General features: G+C 58.1%; 13 protein-coding genes. 8 read left to right on the top strand and 5 right to left on the bottom strand.

Features of this window, described 5'->3' with window-relative positions; genetic code table 11:
- Positions 1-158: 158 nt before the first annotated feature.
- The 3 genes from ABIZ35_RS04835 to mnmG all read right to left on the bottom strand — a co-directional run bounded on the left by ABIZ35_RS04835 (position 159) and on the right by mnmG (position 4,482).
- Positions 159-1,322, bottom strand: coding sequence for a Gfo/Idh/MocA family oxidoreductase (locus ABIZ35_RS04835; RefSeq protein WP_348218740.1), 1,164 nt, complete (start codon positions 1,320-1,322; stop codon positions 159-161).
- A gap of 30 nt (positions 1,323-1,352) precedes the next feature.
- The gene (locus tag ABIZ35_RS04840) at positions 1,353-2,420 is read right to left on the bottom strand and encodes a peptidylprolyl isomerase (protein ID WP_348218741.1); all 1,068 of its coding nucleotides are present in this window, start codon (positions 2,418-2,420) and stop codon (positions 1,353-1,355) included.
- A gap of 190 nt (positions 2,421-2,610) precedes the next feature.
- Positions 2,611-4,482: a tRNA uridine-5-carboxymethylaminomethyl(34) synthesis enzyme MnmG gene (gene mnmG, locus ABIZ35_RS04845; protein WP_348218742.1), complete on the bottom strand. Its 1,872-nt coding sequence runs from the start codon at positions 4,480-4,482 to the stop codon at positions 2,611-2,613.
- Between the two features lie 346 nt (positions 4,483-4,828).
- Here mnmG and ABIZ35_RS04850 point away from each other — a divergent pair, with 346 nt between their 5' ends.
- From ABIZ35_RS04850 to ABIZ35_RS04885, 8 genes are all read left to right on the top strand, one after another.
- On the top strand, positions 4,829-6,124 hold the full coding sequence (locus tag ABIZ35_RS04850; protein ID WP_348218743.1) for a DEAD/DEAH box helicase: 1,296 nt from the start codon (positions 4,829-4,831) through the stop codon (positions 6,122-6,124).
- A gap of 79 nt (positions 6,125-6,203) precedes the next feature.
- Positions 6,204-6,737 carry a GrpB family protein gene (locus ABIZ35_RS04855; protein WP_348218744.1) on the top strand — a complete coding sequence of 178 codons (534 nt, stop codon included), beginning with the start codon at positions 6,204-6,206 and terminating at the stop codon, positions 6,735-6,737.
- 93 nt (positions 6,738-6,830) lie between these two features.
- Positions 6,831-7,592 (top strand): dolichyl-phosphate beta-glucosyltransferase, encoded by a 762-nt coding sequence (locus tag ABIZ35_RS04860; RefSeq protein ID WP_348218745.1) that lies wholly within the window; start codon positions 6,831-6,833, stop codon positions 7,590-7,592.
- The gene (locus tag ABIZ35_RS04865) at positions 7,589-8,341 is read left to right on the top strand and encodes a methyltransferase domain-containing protein (protein ID WP_348218746.1); all 753 of its coding nucleotides are present in this window, start codon (positions 7,589-7,591) and stop codon (positions 8,339-8,341) included. The genes ABIZ35_RS04860 and ABIZ35_RS04865 overlap by 4 nt, the downstream gene beginning before the upstream one ends.
- A gap of 4 nt (positions 8,342-8,345) precedes the next feature.
- On the top strand, positions 8,346-9,251 hold the full coding sequence (locus ABIZ35_RS04870) for a metallophosphoesterase (RefSeq protein ID WP_348218747.1): 906 nt from the start codon (positions 8,346-8,348) through the stop codon (positions 9,249-9,251).
- A gap of 298 nt (positions 9,252-9,549) precedes the next feature.
- The gene (locus tag ABIZ35_RS04875) at positions 9,550-11,499 is read left to right on the top strand and encodes a DNA gyrase subunit B (RefSeq protein WP_348218752.1); all 1,950 of its coding nucleotides are present in this window, start codon (positions 9,550-9,552) and stop codon (positions 11,497-11,499) included.
- A gap of 11 nt (positions 11,500-11,510) precedes the next feature.
- Positions 11,511-12,512: a phosphodiester glycosidase family protein gene (locus ABIZ35_RS04880; protein ID WP_348218748.1), complete on the top strand. Its 1,002-nt coding sequence runs from the start codon at positions 11,511-11,513 to the stop codon at positions 12,510-12,512.
- A 72-nt stretch (positions 12,513-12,584) separates the two neighbouring features.
- A complete protein-coding gene (locus tag ABIZ35_RS04885; RefSeq protein ID WP_348218749.1) occupies positions 12,585-12,896 on the top strand; it encodes a hypothetical protein in 312 nt (103 codons plus the stop codon).
- Positions 12,897-12,994: 98 nt separating this feature from the next.
- On the opposite strand, the gene ABIZ35_RS04890 is transcribed toward ABIZ35_RS04885, so the two are convergent.
- Both ABIZ35_RS04890 and ABIZ35_RS04895 read right to left on the bottom strand, forming a co-directional pair.
- Positions 12,995-14,104, bottom strand: coding sequence for an IS4 family transposase (locus ABIZ35_RS04890; RefSeq protein WP_348218750.1), 1,110 nt, complete (start codon positions 14,102-14,104; stop codon positions 12,995-12,997).
- Between the two features lie 347 nt (positions 14,105-14,451).
- Positions 14,452-16,106: hypothetical protein (locus ABIZ35_RS04895; protein WP_348218751.1), on the bottom strand; the 1,655-nt coding region annotated here is incomplete at its 5' end.

Consider the following 16,106-nt stretch of genomic DNA (forward strand, 5'->3'; position numbering starts at 1 on the left):
CCCTCCCTTGAAGCAGGGAAGGGTTGGAAAGAGATGCTCGGACGAAAGCCGCTCTCGATAACAAAATCCGAACTACCCTTCCCTGCTTCAAGGGAGGGGTGGCGCGTAGCGCCGGGGTGGGTCATACGGAGACGGGCGGCCGGAGGCCGGAGGGTAGGTCAGGAAGGCACGCTCTCCCACTTCTTTGACTCCGCCGCCTTCTCCACCGTCTCCAAAATCACGTTATTCACATAGCCATCGTAGAAGTTCGGCGAGGGCATTTCGCCCTTCCCAAGCGCTGTAAACACGTCGAAGAGGAAGTTGATGAAGCTGTGCTCGTAGCCGATGTTGTGGGCGGTGGGCCAGTAGTGGCCGCTGTAAGGGTCTTGGCCGCTGGTGACGCTGACGGTGCGGTAGCCGAAGGTGCCGGCGTGGGTGTCTTCGGTGTAGATGTTCAGCTCGTTCGGGCGCTCCATGTTGAACTGGACGCTGCCCTTGCTGCCGTTGATCTCGAACTGGTTGTAGTTCTTGCGGCCCAAGGCGAAGCGGGAGGCTTCGAACGTGCCGAGGGCGCCGTTATTGAAGCGGGCGAGGAAGAGAGAAGCGTCTTCGACGGTCACTTCGCCCATAACGTCGGAGGCGACGCCGCCCATGCGATCGTCGGTCGCGGCGAGTTCGGGACGCTGTTTGACAAAAGTTTCCATTACGGACGAAACTTCGGAAATTTCGCCGACCAGCCAGCGGGCGGTATCGACGAGGTGCGCGTTGAGGTCGCCGTTGACGCCGCTGCCCGCGAGGTCCTTACGCAGGCGCCAAACGAGGGGGAAATTGGGATCGACGATCCAGTCCTGAAGGTAGGTGCCGCGCCAGTGGTAGATCTTGCCGATCGCGCCTTCGTCAATGAGCTGCTTCGCCAGCGTGATCGCGGGCATCTTGCGATAGTTGAAATAGATGGCGTGTTTGACACCGGCCTCGCGGACGGCGTCGTACATGGCTTTTGCCTCCTCGGCGGTGTTGCCGAGGGGCTTTTCACAGAGGATCGTCTTGCCGGCCCTGGCGGCGGCGATGGCGATCTCGGCGTGCAGATTGCCGGGAACGGCGATATCGATGATATCGATGTCGTCGCGGGCGATCAGCGTGCGCCAATCCGTCTCATATCCCTCCCAGCCCATGAGGCCGGCGGCGCGCTGGACGCCGGCCTCATTGCGGCCGCAAATGGCCTTCAAAACGGGTTTGACTTCAAGCTCGTCGAAAAACCTGCCGACCTGGCGGTAGGCGTTCGAGTGGGCCTTGCCCATGAACTTATAACCGATCAACCCCACGTTCAATGTCTTTTGCGGCATGTAAGGATCCTCTGACGGAATTTCGCGCGACTACTGGCCCAGATAATTGACGATCTTGGCCTTCGTGCGCAGCTGCTGCAAGTACGCCGGGACAACCGCCGCGAGCTGCTGCTGCTGAGCCTGCTTGTTCGCCGCATCGTAGAGCGGCTTGTCCGCGGGCGTCGGATCCGTGCTGGTGCTGTCCGCCTTGATCAAGTGGAGGCCATAAACGGACTTGACCGGCGTGGCCGTGACTTCGCCCTTTTTCAGTTTGAGCGCCGCCTGAAGGAAGCCTGGATCGAAGCCAGTCTGCGCGTTGATGATGCCCAGATCGCCGCCCCGTTCCTTGTTGTTCTGGTCCTCGGAGTACTGCTTCGCGAGGTCTTCGAACTTCTTGCCTGCTTTCAGCTCGGCCTGAATCTTTGTGATGAGCTCCTGGGCCTCGGCTTCGGTATGCGGCTTGGCGTCCGGGGCGCCCATCGGGTTCTGCGTCAGGATCAAGATGTGGCGAACGTGCACCGACGGAGTGGGCTTGAAGTTGCCGCCGGCGAGTTTCTCGGCGAGCACGCCGATGCGAATCCGCTCCTTGAGGTCGGCCAGGGTCAGATGGTTCTGATCGAGCAGGTCTTCCAGGGTCCGTGTCGGATACTGCTGCTTGATCTGCTGCCGCGCTTCCGCGACGCGCGCCGCCATCTCGGTGGGAGAGACGGTGATTTTTTTCTTCTTGGCTTCCTGAGTGATCAGGAGGTTGCTGATAAGCTGGTCGGCCACTCGGGCGCCGTCCATTTTGAGCGCGAGAGTGGAGACCTGTGACGTGGTGATCTTTTCGCCATTGACGGTCGCGGCGACTCCGGGAGGAGCGACGAGATGCTTAGGCTTTGGCGGGGCCGGAGCGGGAGCGGACGGCGGCGGAGGCATGGGCGGTCCCGGATTGGCGGGCGGGGCCGGAGGCGGCATTTCGTTTGTTGCCGGCGGCGCGGGCGGCGCCGGGTTGGCGGGCGCGGTGTTTGCGGGCGGGGCCGGCGGGGCGGGATTATCGTTTTGAGCGAACGCCCCGGTGGAGGCGACGCCGAGCATCATGGCGACGGCTGCGGTCCAGGGAGAAAATCGGCGTTTCAAGTCAGGTGGACTCCTTTCACATTCAAGGGAATGCGCGTCCCTATGTTACACGATATGAAAAGGAGCGTCAAGAGTTTTTCCGTAGAATTGCTGGGATTTGTACTGTATTGTATGGGATTTGCGCCCTATCGCGTTTTGGGATGACGGATAGGGCGTGAGGGGAGTGAATCAACTCTATTTTTGGGAGCGATCAGACCAACGCAGGCGCGGCGCGGCGTGACTGCTCCAGATAGACGCTGAGGACGGCGATGTCGGCGGGCGTGACGCCGGGGACTCGGGAGGCTTGGCCGAGGGTGGCGGGGCGCACGCGCTTTAGCTTTTCGCGTCCTTCCGTGGAGATCGCGCGGATCGGGGCGTAGTCGAACGCCTCGGGAATGGCGACATCTTCCCGGCGGCTCGCCGCGATCACTTGTTCCTGCTGGCGTTTGATATACCCGTCGTACTTCACCTGAATCTCGACCTGCTCGGCGATGATCGGCGGGACGGCCGGGCCGGAGGAAAGAACCTCCAGGCCGCCATAGCGCATCTCTGGCCGGCGCAGAAGCTCTTCGAGCGAGGTCCGCTGGCTGATCGGCGCGAGGCCGAGCGATGTGAGCTGCGCGTTGTGCGCGCCCGTGAGATAAGTGGTGCGCAGGCGCGCCTTTTCAACTTCCACGGCGTCGCGCTTTTCCTGGAACCGTTCCCAGCGCTCGTCCGGGACGAGGCCGGCGGCGCGTCCGAACTCGGTCAGGCGCAGATCGGCGTTGTCTTGGCGCAGCAGCAGACGGTGCTCGGCGCGGGAGGTGAGCAGGCGATAGGGTTCGTCGGCGCCCTTGGTCACGAGATCGTCGATCATCACGCCGATATAGGCTTCGGAGCGCTTCAAGACGAACGGATTGCGTCCGAGCGAGCGCAGCGCGGCGTTGGCGCCGGCCATCAGGCCCTGCGCGCCGGCTTCTTCGTAGCCCGATGTGCCGTTGATCTGTCCCGCCAGAAACAGGCCGGGCAGACGCTTGGTCATGAGCGCGTGGGTCAGTTCGGTCGCCGGGACGGCATCGTACTCAACGGCGTAGCCGGCCTTCAGCATCACGCATTCTTCCAAACCGGGAATGGTGTGCAGGAACTCTAATTGGACTTCAGCGGGAAGCGACGTGCTGGTTCCCTGGACATAGATGGAATCCGTGTCCCAGCCTTCTTGTTCCAGAAAGACCTGATGGCTCTCGCGCTGGCTGAATTTGACGATCTTGTCTTCGATGCTCGGGCAGTAGCGCGGCCCCAGCCCTTCGATATGCCCGCCGTACATGGCCGACCGGTGCAGGTTCGCCTGGATCACATCGCGGGTCTGTGCGTTCGTGTAAGTCAGCCACGAGGGGAGGAGGCCGTCGATATTGACGGCGTCATGCATGAAGCTGAACGGCGGCGAATCGGGCTCGGACTCGATCGGCTGAGTCTTCGAGAAGTCGATCGTCTTTTTGTCAATGCGCGGCGTCGTTCCTGTTTTCAGGCGCACGGTGGGGAAACCCAGCCCACGGATGGTGTCCGAAAGCGCGACCGAGGGCGCCTCGCCGGTGCGTCCGGCGGGAATGCGCTGGTCGCCAATGTGGATCATGCCGCGCAGGAACGTCCCCGTGGTGATGACGACGCTCGGCGCGCGCAGGACTTCGCCTGTATGCGTGCGTACTCCCGCCACGGCGCCGTTCTCAATCACCAGATCGTCGGCGGCGCCGGCCAGCAGATCGATATTCTCCGTCGCTTCCAAAGTGGCGCGCATCGTCTGTGAATAAAGTTTGGTGTCGCACTGGCCGCGCAGGGCCTGGACGGCCGGTCCCTTGCCCGTATTCAGCATACGGATATGCGTGAGCGTTCGGTCGGCGTTAATGCCCATCTGGCCGCCCAGCGCGTCGATCTCGCGTACGAGATGCCCCTTCGCCGGGCCGCCAATGGAGCAGTTGCACGGCATCAAGGCTACTTTGTCCAGGTCCAGCGTCAGCACAGCCGTCCGCGCCCCGACCCGCGCCGCCGCCAGCGCCGCCTCCGCGCCGGCATGTCCGGCGCCAATGACTATCACATCATAATCGTTCATGACAATTTCTCACTGCACGCTCCCTCAGAATCTTGACGCGTGCTTTAAGCATCTATGATACCTGTTTCCGTCCAGATCGCCAATCCGCTTTGACAAACCGGCCTTCTTGGGGTACACTATCGCTGTTAGTTTCAATCCACCGCTAGCTTCTTTCCCAATTAAAGCCCGGGAGAGGTTCAACTCTCCGTACAGAGGCCAGCAATTTACTACGACCGGGACATGTTGCCTCGCTTTTCTTGCGCCGGTCGATTACTGTGAGTGGAATGGGACTCGCTTGCCGCCATGTCGCCATCTGAGGCGGAGCGCGGCCTTCCTCCACACGACCGGAGGAGAAAAGGACCACTTTTTGCAAACTTTTTCAGAGCTTCCCTTGTCGGAAACCCTGCAGCGCAACCTTGCCGCTGCCAGCCATGACGTACCTACCGAAATCCAGCAGCTTTCCCTGCCTGCGGCCCTGACCGGCGGCGACCTGATCGCCTGCGCCCAGACCGGCGGCGGCAAGACCGCCGTTTACGCGCTCACCATTTTGAACATTCTGTCGCAGTCCGAAGGCGCGGGACACAGCCACCCGCGTGCGCTGATCCTGGTTCCGACCCGCGAACTCGCGGTTCAAGTCGAGAACAACTTCGCACTGTACGGCAAGGGCACCGGCCTTCGCGGCGTCGCCATCTACGGCGGCGCGGGCATGGGCCAGCAGATTATGCGGCTGCGCCGCGGCGTCGATGTCATCATCGCCACGCCTGGTCGTTTGTTCGACCATATGGAGCAGGGGAATGTCGACCTCTCGAAGGTCTCCATTCTCGTACTCGATGAAGCCGACCGCCTGCTGGACATGGGCTTCATGCCGCAGGTCAAGCGGATCGTCTCCACCATCCCCGACGAAGGCCGGCAGACCATGCTGTTCTCCGCGACGATGGACGGCGATGTCGAGAAGCTGGCCCGCGCTTATTTGACCGATCCTGAGATCGTCAATGCGCAGCCGCGCTCCACGGCGGTTTCGCTGATCGAGCAGATCGTTCACCGCGTTACCCAGCATGAGAAGGGCGACCTGCTCATGACGCTTCTGGGCGAAGCCAAGGAAGTCGAAGGCGGCGCCCTGGTCTTCACCCGCACCCGTCACGGCGCCGACCGCCTCGACCAGATCCTGGCCGAAGCCGGTATGCGCAGCGGATGTATCCATGGCGATATCTCGCAGAACCAGCGTGAGCGCGTCCTGGCCCGCTTCCGCGCCAAGCGGATCGATGTCCTGGTCGCCACTGACGTCGCCGCTCGCGGCATCGACGTCCCGCACATCACGCACGTCATCAACTACGATGTCCCGGTCTGCGCCGAAGACTACATCCACCGCATCGGCCGCACCGGCCGCGCGGGCCGCTCCGGCAAGGCGTTCACCTTCGTGACGCACGGCGACACCGCCCAGCTGCGCGCGATCGAAAAGCTCGTCGGCCAGCGTCTCGACCCGAACCCGCCCTCGGCCGATGAAGGTCGCCGCAGCAGCGGCGGTCGCGGTCGCTTCGGCGGCGGTGGCGGCGGCGGAAACTTCCGCGGCGGCGGCTACGGCGGCAATCGCAGTGGCGGTGGTGGTTATGGCGGCGGCAGTGGCGGCGGCTTCGATCGCGGCGCCTCGCGCCGACCTCGCTAAACGTCATCCGTAAGTTAGGAATATAGATAAGAGCCGCTCTGAGTTTCAGGGCGGCTCTTGCTTTGCCATCGTACACAAGATGAATACGACGTCAGAGAAATACGCCTTTAAGCCATACGACCTGCGTTATCCGCAACTCTTCCAGCAGGAGAAAGCGCGTCTCCTGGCATGTCTTGGGCTGGATTGCAGCATCGAGCATATTGGAAGCACCGCCGTGCCTGGCCTTGGCGGAAAGGGCGTGATCGACATGTTCGTGATCGCTCATTCGACTGAGCTTGCTCCATATTCCGATCGATTGTGCGAGGCGGGCTATGAACTCAGGCCGCGTGCTGGCGGTGTAGGCCGGTTGTTCCACAAGGCGACCTTCCCCGACAGCGATGGAATCGAACGAATATATCATGCGCATCTCATCGGTCTAAGCTGTGACGATTATGAAAAGGACATTGCTTTTCGCGATTGGCTCGTCGCCTGCGGTGAGGACCGGTGTTGGTATGAAGCCGTCAAGCGCCAGGCGGCGGAAACGGCCCAAGGCGATGGGGAGCGTTACAAGCGGCAGAAGACTGCGGCCATGGAGACGATTTTGACGTCCGCCTTATCCTCTCGTGATGTGTGAGCAGCAGCGTGCGATTGGCGGCGTGGTTCATGCGCCTGAGTGCGCAACAGTTTGCTTGACAATTCCCCATTTCTGTCCCCATAATGAGAGACAATGTCAGTATCTGTTATCATCCCTGCGTTCGATGAAGAGCTTCGGCTTCCCGCTACGCTGACCGCCACGGCGGAGTACTTCCAATCCCTCGGCGAGGAATACGAAATCTTAGTGGTGGACGACGGCAGCCGGGACCGAACGGCGCAGGTCGTGGCCGACTTTGAAAAGGCGCATCCGCAATATCCTGTCCAGTGTCTCTCGTATGGCGGCAATCGCGGCAAGGGCTACGCCGTGCGCTACGGGATGCTGCGCGGCATCTACGAGCGGCGCTTGTTCTGCGACGCGGACCTTGCGACCCCCGTGGAAGAGTACGCGCATGTGGTGGCGGCGATGGAGCGGGATGGCGCGCAGGTCGGGATCGGCTCGCGTCCGCTGCAGCAGTCCAATCTCATGGTCCATCAGCCGTGGTACCGTGAGGTGCTGGGACGCGGTTTCAATCAAGCCGTTCAGCTCTTAGCAGTGCCGGGCATCGCGGATACGCAGTGCGGCTTTAAGATCTTTACGGCCGATGCGACGAAAGACGTATTCTCGCGCTGCGAACTCGATGGGTTTGCTTTTGACTGCGAAGCGCTGTATATCGCGCGGCGGCTTGGCTACACCATCACCGAAGTCCCCATTCGGTGGTCGCATAAAGACGGCTCGAAGGTGAGCATGGTGCGTGACGGCCTCAAAACTCTTTACGATCTCGCAACCATTCGGGTTCTCCATCGCCGTCTTAAGTCCCCATCGCCGTCCGTTCTCCCAATCGACACCAAAGTATGAAACACGAAGAATATGAGCGTATGTATCGGTTTGAGGATACATACTGGTGGTTCGTCAGCCGCCGCCACTTGATTGTCTCGCTGATCGAAACCCATTACCCCCGAAAATCGGATCTGCGCATTCTCGATATCGGCTGCGGCACCGGCGCGATGCTCGAAGATCTGTCTGACTTCGGTCAGGTGACCGGCGCGGACTTCGCGCTGGAGGCGCTGCGCTTCTGCCGGGAGCGCAATCCCGAACAGACCCTGGCCCGCGCCGACGCCCGCCGCTTGCCCTTCGCCACGGATTCGTTTGACATCGTGACCGCGATGGACGTTGTCGAGCATATCGACAACGACAAGGCGGCCATGTCCGAAATCCTGCGCGTGCTCAAGCCCGGTGGACGGGTTTTCGTGACGGTGCCGGCCTACCAGTCGCTCTGGAGCGAGCACGATGAAGCGCTGCACCATTACCGGCGCTATACGTCGGGATCTTTGAAAGATGTCTTTCAGCGTGTGGGCCTCAACGTTGAAAAGCTTTCTTACGCTGTGACTTCGCTGTTTCCATTGGCTTGGACATACCGTAAGCTTCAGAACCTATTGCCGAAGCGCAATAAAGACGGGGAGAAAAAGGCGAATTTGATCGAATTCTCGGCTCCCGTCAACAAGGCGCTGATCAGCATTCTGCGCAAAGAGGCGGAGCTCGTTCAGCGTGCCCCGCTGCCGTTCGGTCTCACCGTGGCGTGCGTCGCGCGCAAGGGGAGCGACTGACCCCATGCGCAAGTCAGTCCTGACGGCCGTCGGGGCCGTGGGCGCGGCGGCGGCCGCCGCGCTCGCTTACTCCGCCGCCGTTGAGCCCTACGATATCCGAATCGAGCACATCGAGCTGACGACCCCTCGGCTGCCGCAGGCGTTCGACGGGTACACGATCTACCAGCTCTCCGATTTCCACATGCGCCAGATGGGCCGCCGCGAACGCAAGATCCGCGCCATCCTGGACGCGCTTCCGCCCGCCGACCTCATTGCCCTCACGGGTGACTTGATCCACACGCGCGCCGGGACCGAGCCGTTCTTCGAGCTCGCCAAATCCTTCCAATCGCGCGACGGCGCGTTTTCCGTCTTCGGCAACTCCGAGCACAAGAACGGCGTGCGCCCGGGGCTATTTGCCGCGCAGCTCGCGGGGCATGGTCTGCATCCCTTGCTCAACGCACACACGACGATTGAGCGGAGAGGGGAGACCATTGTGCTCGCGGGCGTCGACGATCCCGTGAACGACCTGGATCGCCTGCCGGACGCGCTGGCGGGCGCTCCCGCCGGCGCGTTCGTCCTGCTGCTGATGCACAGCCCGGATAGCATTGCGGAGGCCGTGGTGCATGGCGTGGATGTGGTGCTGTCCGGGCATACCCACGGCGGCCAGATTCGTTTTCCCTTTGTCGGCGCGCCTTATACACACAGCCTGTTTGGCAAGCAGATGAGCAGTGGATATTATGGCGGTTACAAGCTGCGCAAAGTGATCGGAATCGCGCCTGGGCGCACGCAATTGTACGTCACGCGCGGGCTGGGCGTAAGCGGTTTGGCCCTGCGATTTCTGACGCCGCCGGAGCTGACGATCGTCACTTTGAGGCGCGGCGCGCCCCACTTCCAAAAGCTTGCGAATCTGACCGTTCCCATCGGGGAATAGGGTCGGAATCGTTGACACTTGTCACAGAATATGCTATAATATATACACAAATTCGGCAACTCATTGGCAGTTGTTGATAGATTCCAATGCGAGTGATTTGGTGTAGGAGCAACGACACGTTATGGCGCAAGGCAACACGTTAAAAGACGAAGTGATCGAACGCGCGTTGGCGGCAAAAAACGCCGGCGACGCAGCCGGGAGCGACGCGGAATCCCAGGACTTGGATGGCGCGTACGCGCTGCTGGACACGGAAGGCAAGCAGGTCATCACCGAGGTGGATGCGGCCGACGGCGCGCGGATGAGCCACGTCACCACGGAGTACACCGCAGACAGTCTCCGCCTGCTGGAAGGCGTCGAGCACGTGCGTCATCGCCCCGCCATGTATATTGGCGATACGGGGCAGGCCGGTCTGCATCACCTGATGTATGAGATCGTCGACAACAGTATCGATGAAGTGCTGGCTGGTCGTGCGAGCGAGATCTGGGTCGTCCTTAACGCCGACAAATCGATCAGCGTGCGTGATGACGGCAATGGTATCCCTACTGGCATTAACACCGCGACTGGTCTTTCGGGCGTGGAGCTGGCGATGACGAAGCTAAACGCCGGCGGCAAGTTCGGTGATGGTGGCTATAAAGTCTCGGGCGGCCTACACGGCGTCGGCTTGAGCTGCGTCAACTTCCTATCCGAATGGTGTGAAGCCGTCGTAGAGCAAAAGGGACAGAAGTTCCTGCTGCGCTGCGAGCGCGGCATTCCGCAGGGCGGCTTGAAAGTTGTCGGCAAGTCCGACGGTCACGGCACGACGCTGACATGGCTCGCCGATACGGAAATCTTTGGGGAATACAACTACAAGCCTGAAATTTTCGAAGATCGTATCCGCAACACCTGCTACTTGAACCGTGAAGTAACGATCCACTTCCACGACATCCTGAGCGGCGCCGAGCCGAAGACCTATCACTACGAGCGCGGCATTGCGGAGAAAGTCGAGCACCTGAACGAGAACAATACTGTTCTCGCGAATGCGATTTATTTCATTAAGATGCGCGATGAGGTTCAGGTCGAGATCGCGCTCCAGTACAACACGAGCTATTCGGAGACGGTGCTTTCGTTTGCGAACAACGTGCATACGAAAGAGGGCGGCACCCACCTGTCGGGCTTCCGCTCGGCGCTGACCCGTGTCATCAACTCTTACGCCAAAAAGAGCGGCGCGCTGAAGGAGAAAGATACAAACCTCTCCGGCGACGATGTTCGTGAGGGCCTGACCGCCGTCATTTCCGTTCGTTTGTTCAAGCCGCAGTTTGAAGGCCAGACCAAGGCGAAGCTGGGCAACTCGGAAGTCGAAGGGATTGTCAACTCGATCGTGGGCGAGGGGCTCAGCCAGTTCCTGGAAGAGAATCCCAACGTCGGCAAGCGCATTGTCGATAAGGCTCTGACGGCGCAGCGGGCGCGCGACGCCGCGCGCAAGGCAGCGGACTTGATCAAGCGTCAGAGCAGCCTGGAGAACTCCAACCTGCCCGGTAAGCTGTCCGACTGCACCGAGCGCGACCCCAAGAAGTGCGAGCTGTTCCTGGTTGAGGGAGACAGCGCCGGCGGTAGCGCCAAGCAGGGCCGCGACCGACGCTACCAGGCGATCCTGCCGCTGCGCGGTAAGATCATCAACGTCGGCAAGGCCGCTTTGGACAAAGCGCTGGAGAACAACGAAGTCCGCAGCCTAATCACGGCGCTGGGCATCGGCATCAAGCTCGAAAGCGACGAGAACGAGGACGGCGAATCCACCAGCAAGTTCGACATGACCAAGCTGCGCTACGACCGCATCATCATCATGACGGACGCCGATGTGGACGGCGACCATATCCGAACGCTGCTGCTGACGTTCTTCTTCATCTACATGCAGCCGCTGATCGCCGGCGGCCACGTGTATGTCGCCAAGCCGCCGCTCTACTTGATCAAGTCCGGCAAGGACCTGCGCCACTACGCGCGCTCACCAGAAGAGCGTGACAAGATCCTGAAAGAGATTAAGCGCAAGGACGTTCAGGTCGGCCGCTTCAAGGGCCTGGGCGAAATGAACGCCGAGCAGCTCTACGACACCACGATGAACATCGAGACCCGCACCATCGGCCGCGTCACCATGGACGACGCCGAAGCCGCCGCCGAGATGTTCTCGATCCTGATGAGCGACAAAGTCGAGCCGCGCAAGCAGTTCATCATCCGCTACGCCAAAGAAGTCCAGAACGTGGACTGGCACTGCTAAAGGCGTTTCCGATGGAACCTTTCTCCAACCCGCCCCTTCGCCGCCTTTCCCGGCGGCGAAGGGGTTTCGCCGTATTATCCCTCGCCGCCGTCTGTCTTGCGGGATGCCAAACCTCAAAGCCTGACGTGAAAACGACCCGGCCCGAGGAAACGTCCGCCGAGCATCCGCGCGTGAACCTCACGCGCGGGGTGACCTACGCCGCGCTTCCCACCGGACCCACGGAAGGCGTCGATCTGCTGGATGTCGATCTTAGCTCCGGCGCGCGTGTGGTTGTGGCCGCCGAGGGTATTCGCCGCGTGGATGGCGACATCGTCGGCGCCAGCATTCTCCCAAGCGAATGGCTGGAGCGGCGCAAGGCCGTCGGCGCCGTCAACGGCGGATACTTTGGGCGGGAGCACAAGGACGTCAAAGAGATCATCGGTCTGCTGGTTCAAAACGGCCGCGTGCGCCACACCGCGCCGCCGCTGACGGGCCACGGCAGCGCCACGCTCGCTGCGGGCCAATATGTTCGGAGCGCCTTTGGGCTCTTTTCCGACGGAACTCCCTCTATCGTTTGGGCCGCGACCGATCCCGCCAATCCCCAATCCGTGCTGCAATACGATACTCCAACGCCCCGCCGCGCCGGAGACGGCGTTCCCTGGCGGATCGACAGCGCCGTCGGCTGCGGCCCCATGCTGATCCATGGCGGCCAGATCGTCGTCACCGACCGTAAGGAGCGTCTGTCGAACGAAGGCGCCCGCCCGCGCACCTTCCTGGCGTACGACGGCGCTCCGGGCCATCCGCAGCATCTGCTGATCGGCATCGCGTCCGCGCTTACGTTTACGGATCTTGCGCAGTTTCTTGCAGACTACTTCCCCAAGACGCATGGCGCGCGCGCCCAGGCGGCGATGTGTCTCGACGGCGGTTCCTCCACGCAAATGAGCGTTCGCGACGCCAGCGGCGTCCAGTCCCCGCGTGACACCGGCGTTACCGTTCCGACCAGCATTGTGGTGACGGCGGGGAATCCTGGGTAGAAACTTCGTAACCGCTTGCCTTGAATTAAAAGCCTATGGTACAATCTTCCATTGTGCGGGAGGGGATCCGAGATGGTGACTTATAAAACGATGCTGACGGACTACGAGGGAATGCAGACCGCTCTCGACACGCACACCGAACAAGGCTGGAAACTTTTCTCCGTCGCCGCCGATACCTGGCGCAAATCGCCCGCCGTCGAAAGCGGCGTCAACGAACTCAGCCCCTTCGACGAACTCGCCGCCCCCGGGACCGGCCGCCAGGAATACTCCGCCGCCTACTACCTCCTCATCTTCCAGCGTGACGACAACCGCCACGCCGACGAAATGTCCGCCGCCGCCGAAGAATCGCTCCCACTGAACCCCATGCACTTCTTTCAGGGATAGGTCTGCATTGTAGCATGAGGAAATGATCAATGGCTCAACGAGTGAAAATTGATGATCCTAGTATCATTCACTACCGTACACAAAATCCCGTCCACCTGCTATTCTTGATGCTCGAAGAAAACATCGATCCGCCACCCTTCATTGATGCAATGTTCCAGCCATTGCATTCCGAGACGAAACAGGCTCAGGTCGCATCGATCCGTGCGGTGAATTAACCGATGATCATTCTTCTGTCGCACCTGTCGCCCTAAGCAAACCACCCAATAATAGGCCAGACAACTGGCGATCAGCAAACGGCTCAGGCGCGCGGGATCACTCAAATGGCTGTGGCGGATGTGAAAGCCACGGCTTTTCTGATCTGAGAAGAACGTCTCAATCCGAAATCGTTTCTTATACCATGTGTGCGCTTGCTCCAATTCAGGCAAGTTCGTTACCAGGTAGATCGGCTCTTCATGGCCGCTTTCCCAGACGGCAGCCACCTGGACAGGACCATATTTCTTGCCCGTGAAAAAGAGCGTTCGATAGCTGAACCCTTGCCCTGGCTTGAGGCCGAAGTCTTCCCCATAATCGCGGATCGGAATGCCTGTGTATCCCGACGACACATCGGTTTCGGAGTAAACCAATGTGCTTTTCGCTGTACGGCAAACGTACTTCCATCCGAATTTCTCGATGCATTCTAGCAGTTCCACGCCATCGAACTCACCGTCGCCCAGGAACACGACCTCGCGACCTTCGGGGATCAGGTTTCGCACTTGCTGGGCTAACTGGACATGGGCGTTTTGAGGGAAGTGCCCCTTTTTGCCGCGCACCACGGTCCAAGCCAGCGGAAGTGCTCGCCCCTCATAGGCGACCGCCACCATCAACGCCAAGCACCCGCGCCCCACTTCGCTGCCGTCCATGATCAGCGTCAGCGGTCCCGCAGGCAGGCTTTGCAGCATCGCCTTGGCGAAAGGAAAGAAGCAACTTGCACAGTTAACCGCCTTGTTTTGGAGCCACCGAGTGTAACGCTTCTGTCGGCTTTGTGGTTTGCCGCCCAGCTTCGATTTTGCGGCGATGGCGGGCAAGTGGGCTTTGCCGCTGGCGACCAGACCACTGATCAGCGCAGCCAATGTCATCAAGTTTCGATCTCGATGTGTGCCTGGCTGGTAGCCCAGGACTTGCCGAAGAGCCAAAATTATGGCAGAATAGCGCTTGAGGTTGTCGTTCATTGGGGTCTCTTCTGACTGTGGTAAGAAAGAAAATACCCGAGAACGGCAACCTTATTGCTTGCTAGCTAGACCCAATAATTATCAACGGCGATTTTGTGTACGGTAGTGAATAGTATCATGGAAAGTATTATTGAGGATATTTGAACTAGTCCTATTGAATGTTGGCTTGAATTTCTGGCGCGCTATGAAAATGAGCCTCCAGGTAACCGTATTTTGTCTGATTGTTTTTGTAAACAAATTTTTTGCGTAGATAATGCAACTTAGCTCGTACTGAGAAAACGATTGCTCTTGAATAAGTGATTATCTTAACGGTGAAATGTTACTTACTTAAATCTTTCTTGATTTAATCAAAGACTTAAACTTGGCCAATCAGACATATCTCTTGGGTCGACAAATTGGTGCATATCCCAATATAAACTATGCTGAGGCGGAAGCTCAAAGCTTGCTGCATTCCGATTTTGGTGGTGTTGCCGCTGATTTCCCACTGCTTGCCATCCCATAACTTCATCTAAATCTTCTTTAACCCATTTGTAGACATACTCGATTAGAGATTTGCCGGATATAAATGTGCTGGGATTAAGACCCATACGCTGCAAAGGGCCTGAAGCCTCCGCATCGGAGAAACGCTTGATAATCTCTTGGCGAAAAGGGATAATATTAGGATCTCTGTTGTCTAAATCACATTCTACGTAAATTTCAAAATTTCCACTATCTTGTAACGGAAAATCTTTTGGTAAGAAATAAAATCTACTCATTTCTGATCCGAAGTGCGATTTGTAAGTAAGCGCCCCTAAAATCTTGATATCTTTTTGCTTGTAACGCTCAAATTTATTGGCTAAAGACGGGAAGTTGATTTCCACCATTTGCCGATAAGCTGAAAATACTAGATCGAAGAATCTTCGAATAGCAATAGTCATTTGAGGCGCTGAGTAGCGTGCCCATGCCATATACGAGTAGCCACTTGGTTGAAGGTCAGGCTGTGTTAATAATGGACCGCTATACACTTTCTTCTGTTTTTCCAGGGTTCTTACGGCGCGCTCTAATCCTAATATTTGTTTAGACGACGATTCAAGCATATTATTCCAGCCAAACTCAGGCCAACCGTCGGGCCGATTTTCTGTAAGTGTTTTGAACTGCTGGAATAACGGCTCAATCATTTCAGTACTAAACGGAACTGAAGGATTCGCTTCTAATCTTATAAGCCCTGTACAAAGATGATGCAAAGCACTTTCAATACGATAATAGGTTATTGCCCAAGATTCTTGAATCCTATTTTTCTTGAACGCATTTTCTACGCGTTCTCTTAGTATTGACAACGCATGAAGTTGCGGTGAACGCATTTGTAGGTCGCTATACTTAATTTCCCAGAAGTCGATTGGCAAATTTACTGTTATTCTGTGCCGCATTAGCTCGTGAATACGTAACGAAAGATTATCAGGATGTTCCATAAAAATAGTAGATGCGTCTTCTGTTTCTACAATGGATAATTGTCCTGCAGTGTTCTCGGTATTTATTAGGATTAACGCAGCTGCTTTGTGTGTATTATAGGGTGGTAGTGATTCATATATTTTTGAGAAATGTGAATTTATTAAATAGTTGTATGTTTCGATGAATTGATTTAAATAGTTTCTAATGTCGAGTTGGTGGTTTTCATTTGTCCTGGGCCAAGAAAAGTCTGCATTATCACAGCGTCCAATGGCTAATGTGTCAAAAAGTAACACTTGATTGAGTGAGAAATCCACTATTTTGCCAATTTGTAACGCATATTCTTCACGTAATAGTTCTATGATGGCTTGCTCATAAGACGGATGAGAGAATTGAGGCCGCAAATGATTTGATAGAAATGCGTAATGGTGTTTTACTAGAAATTGAACGCTGTTTACGTGGAAATTAAATCTGATTGCCAATTCTTGATATATACTTTGGAGGACATTGCAGTCAATGCCGGGTAGCAAGGCTACAAGAAATATGAACCATTGACTGTCTGCTGAAAGGCTTTTAG

It is taken from the genome of Capsulimonas sp., from assembly GCF_039929585.1.
Classification (GTDB): domain Bacteria; phylum Armatimonadota; class Armatimonadia; order Armatimonadales; family Capsulimonadaceae; genus Capsulimonas.

Bases quoted from the DNA above. Each gene is read 5' to 3' on its own strand.
- ABIZ35_RS04835 (WP_348218740.1), bottom strand. From the start codon at position 1,322: ATGCCGCAAAAGACATTGAACGTGGGGTTGATCGGTTATAAGTTCATG.
- mnmG (WP_348218742.1), bottom strand. From the start codon at position 4,482: ATGAACGATTATGATGTGATAGTCATTGGCGCCGGACATGCCGGCGCG.
- ABIZ35_RS04855 (WP_348218744.1), top strand. From the start codon at position 6,204: ATGAATACGACGTCAGAGAAATACGCCTTTAAGCCATACGACCTGCGT.
- ABIZ35_RS04860 (WP_348218745.1), top strand. From the start codon at position 6,831: ATGTCAGTATCTGTTATCATCCCTGCGTTCGATGAAGAGCTTCGGCTT.
- ABIZ35_RS04865 (WP_348218746.1), top strand. From the start codon at position 7,589: ATGAAACACGAAGAATATGAGCGTATGTATCGGTTTGAGGATACATAC.
- ABIZ35_RS04870 (WP_348218747.1), top strand. From the start codon at position 8,346: ATGCGCAAGTCAGTCCTGACGGCCGTCGGGGCCGTGGGCGCGGCGGCG.
- ABIZ35_RS04875 (WP_348218752.1), top strand. From the start codon at position 9,550: ATGAGCCACGTCACCACGGAGTACACCGCAGACAGTCTCCGCCTGCTG.
- ABIZ35_RS04880 (WP_348218748.1), top strand. From the start codon at position 11,511: ATGGAACCTTTCTCCAACCCGCCCCTTCGCCGCCTTTCCCGGCGGCGA.
- ABIZ35_RS04885 (WP_348218749.1), top strand. From the start codon at position 12,585: ATGGTGACTTATAAAACGATGCTGACGGACTACGAGGGAATGCAGACC.
- ABIZ35_RS04890 (WP_348218750.1), bottom strand. From the start codon at position 14,104: ATGAACGACAACCTCAAGCGCTATTCTGCCATAATTTTGGCTCTTCGG.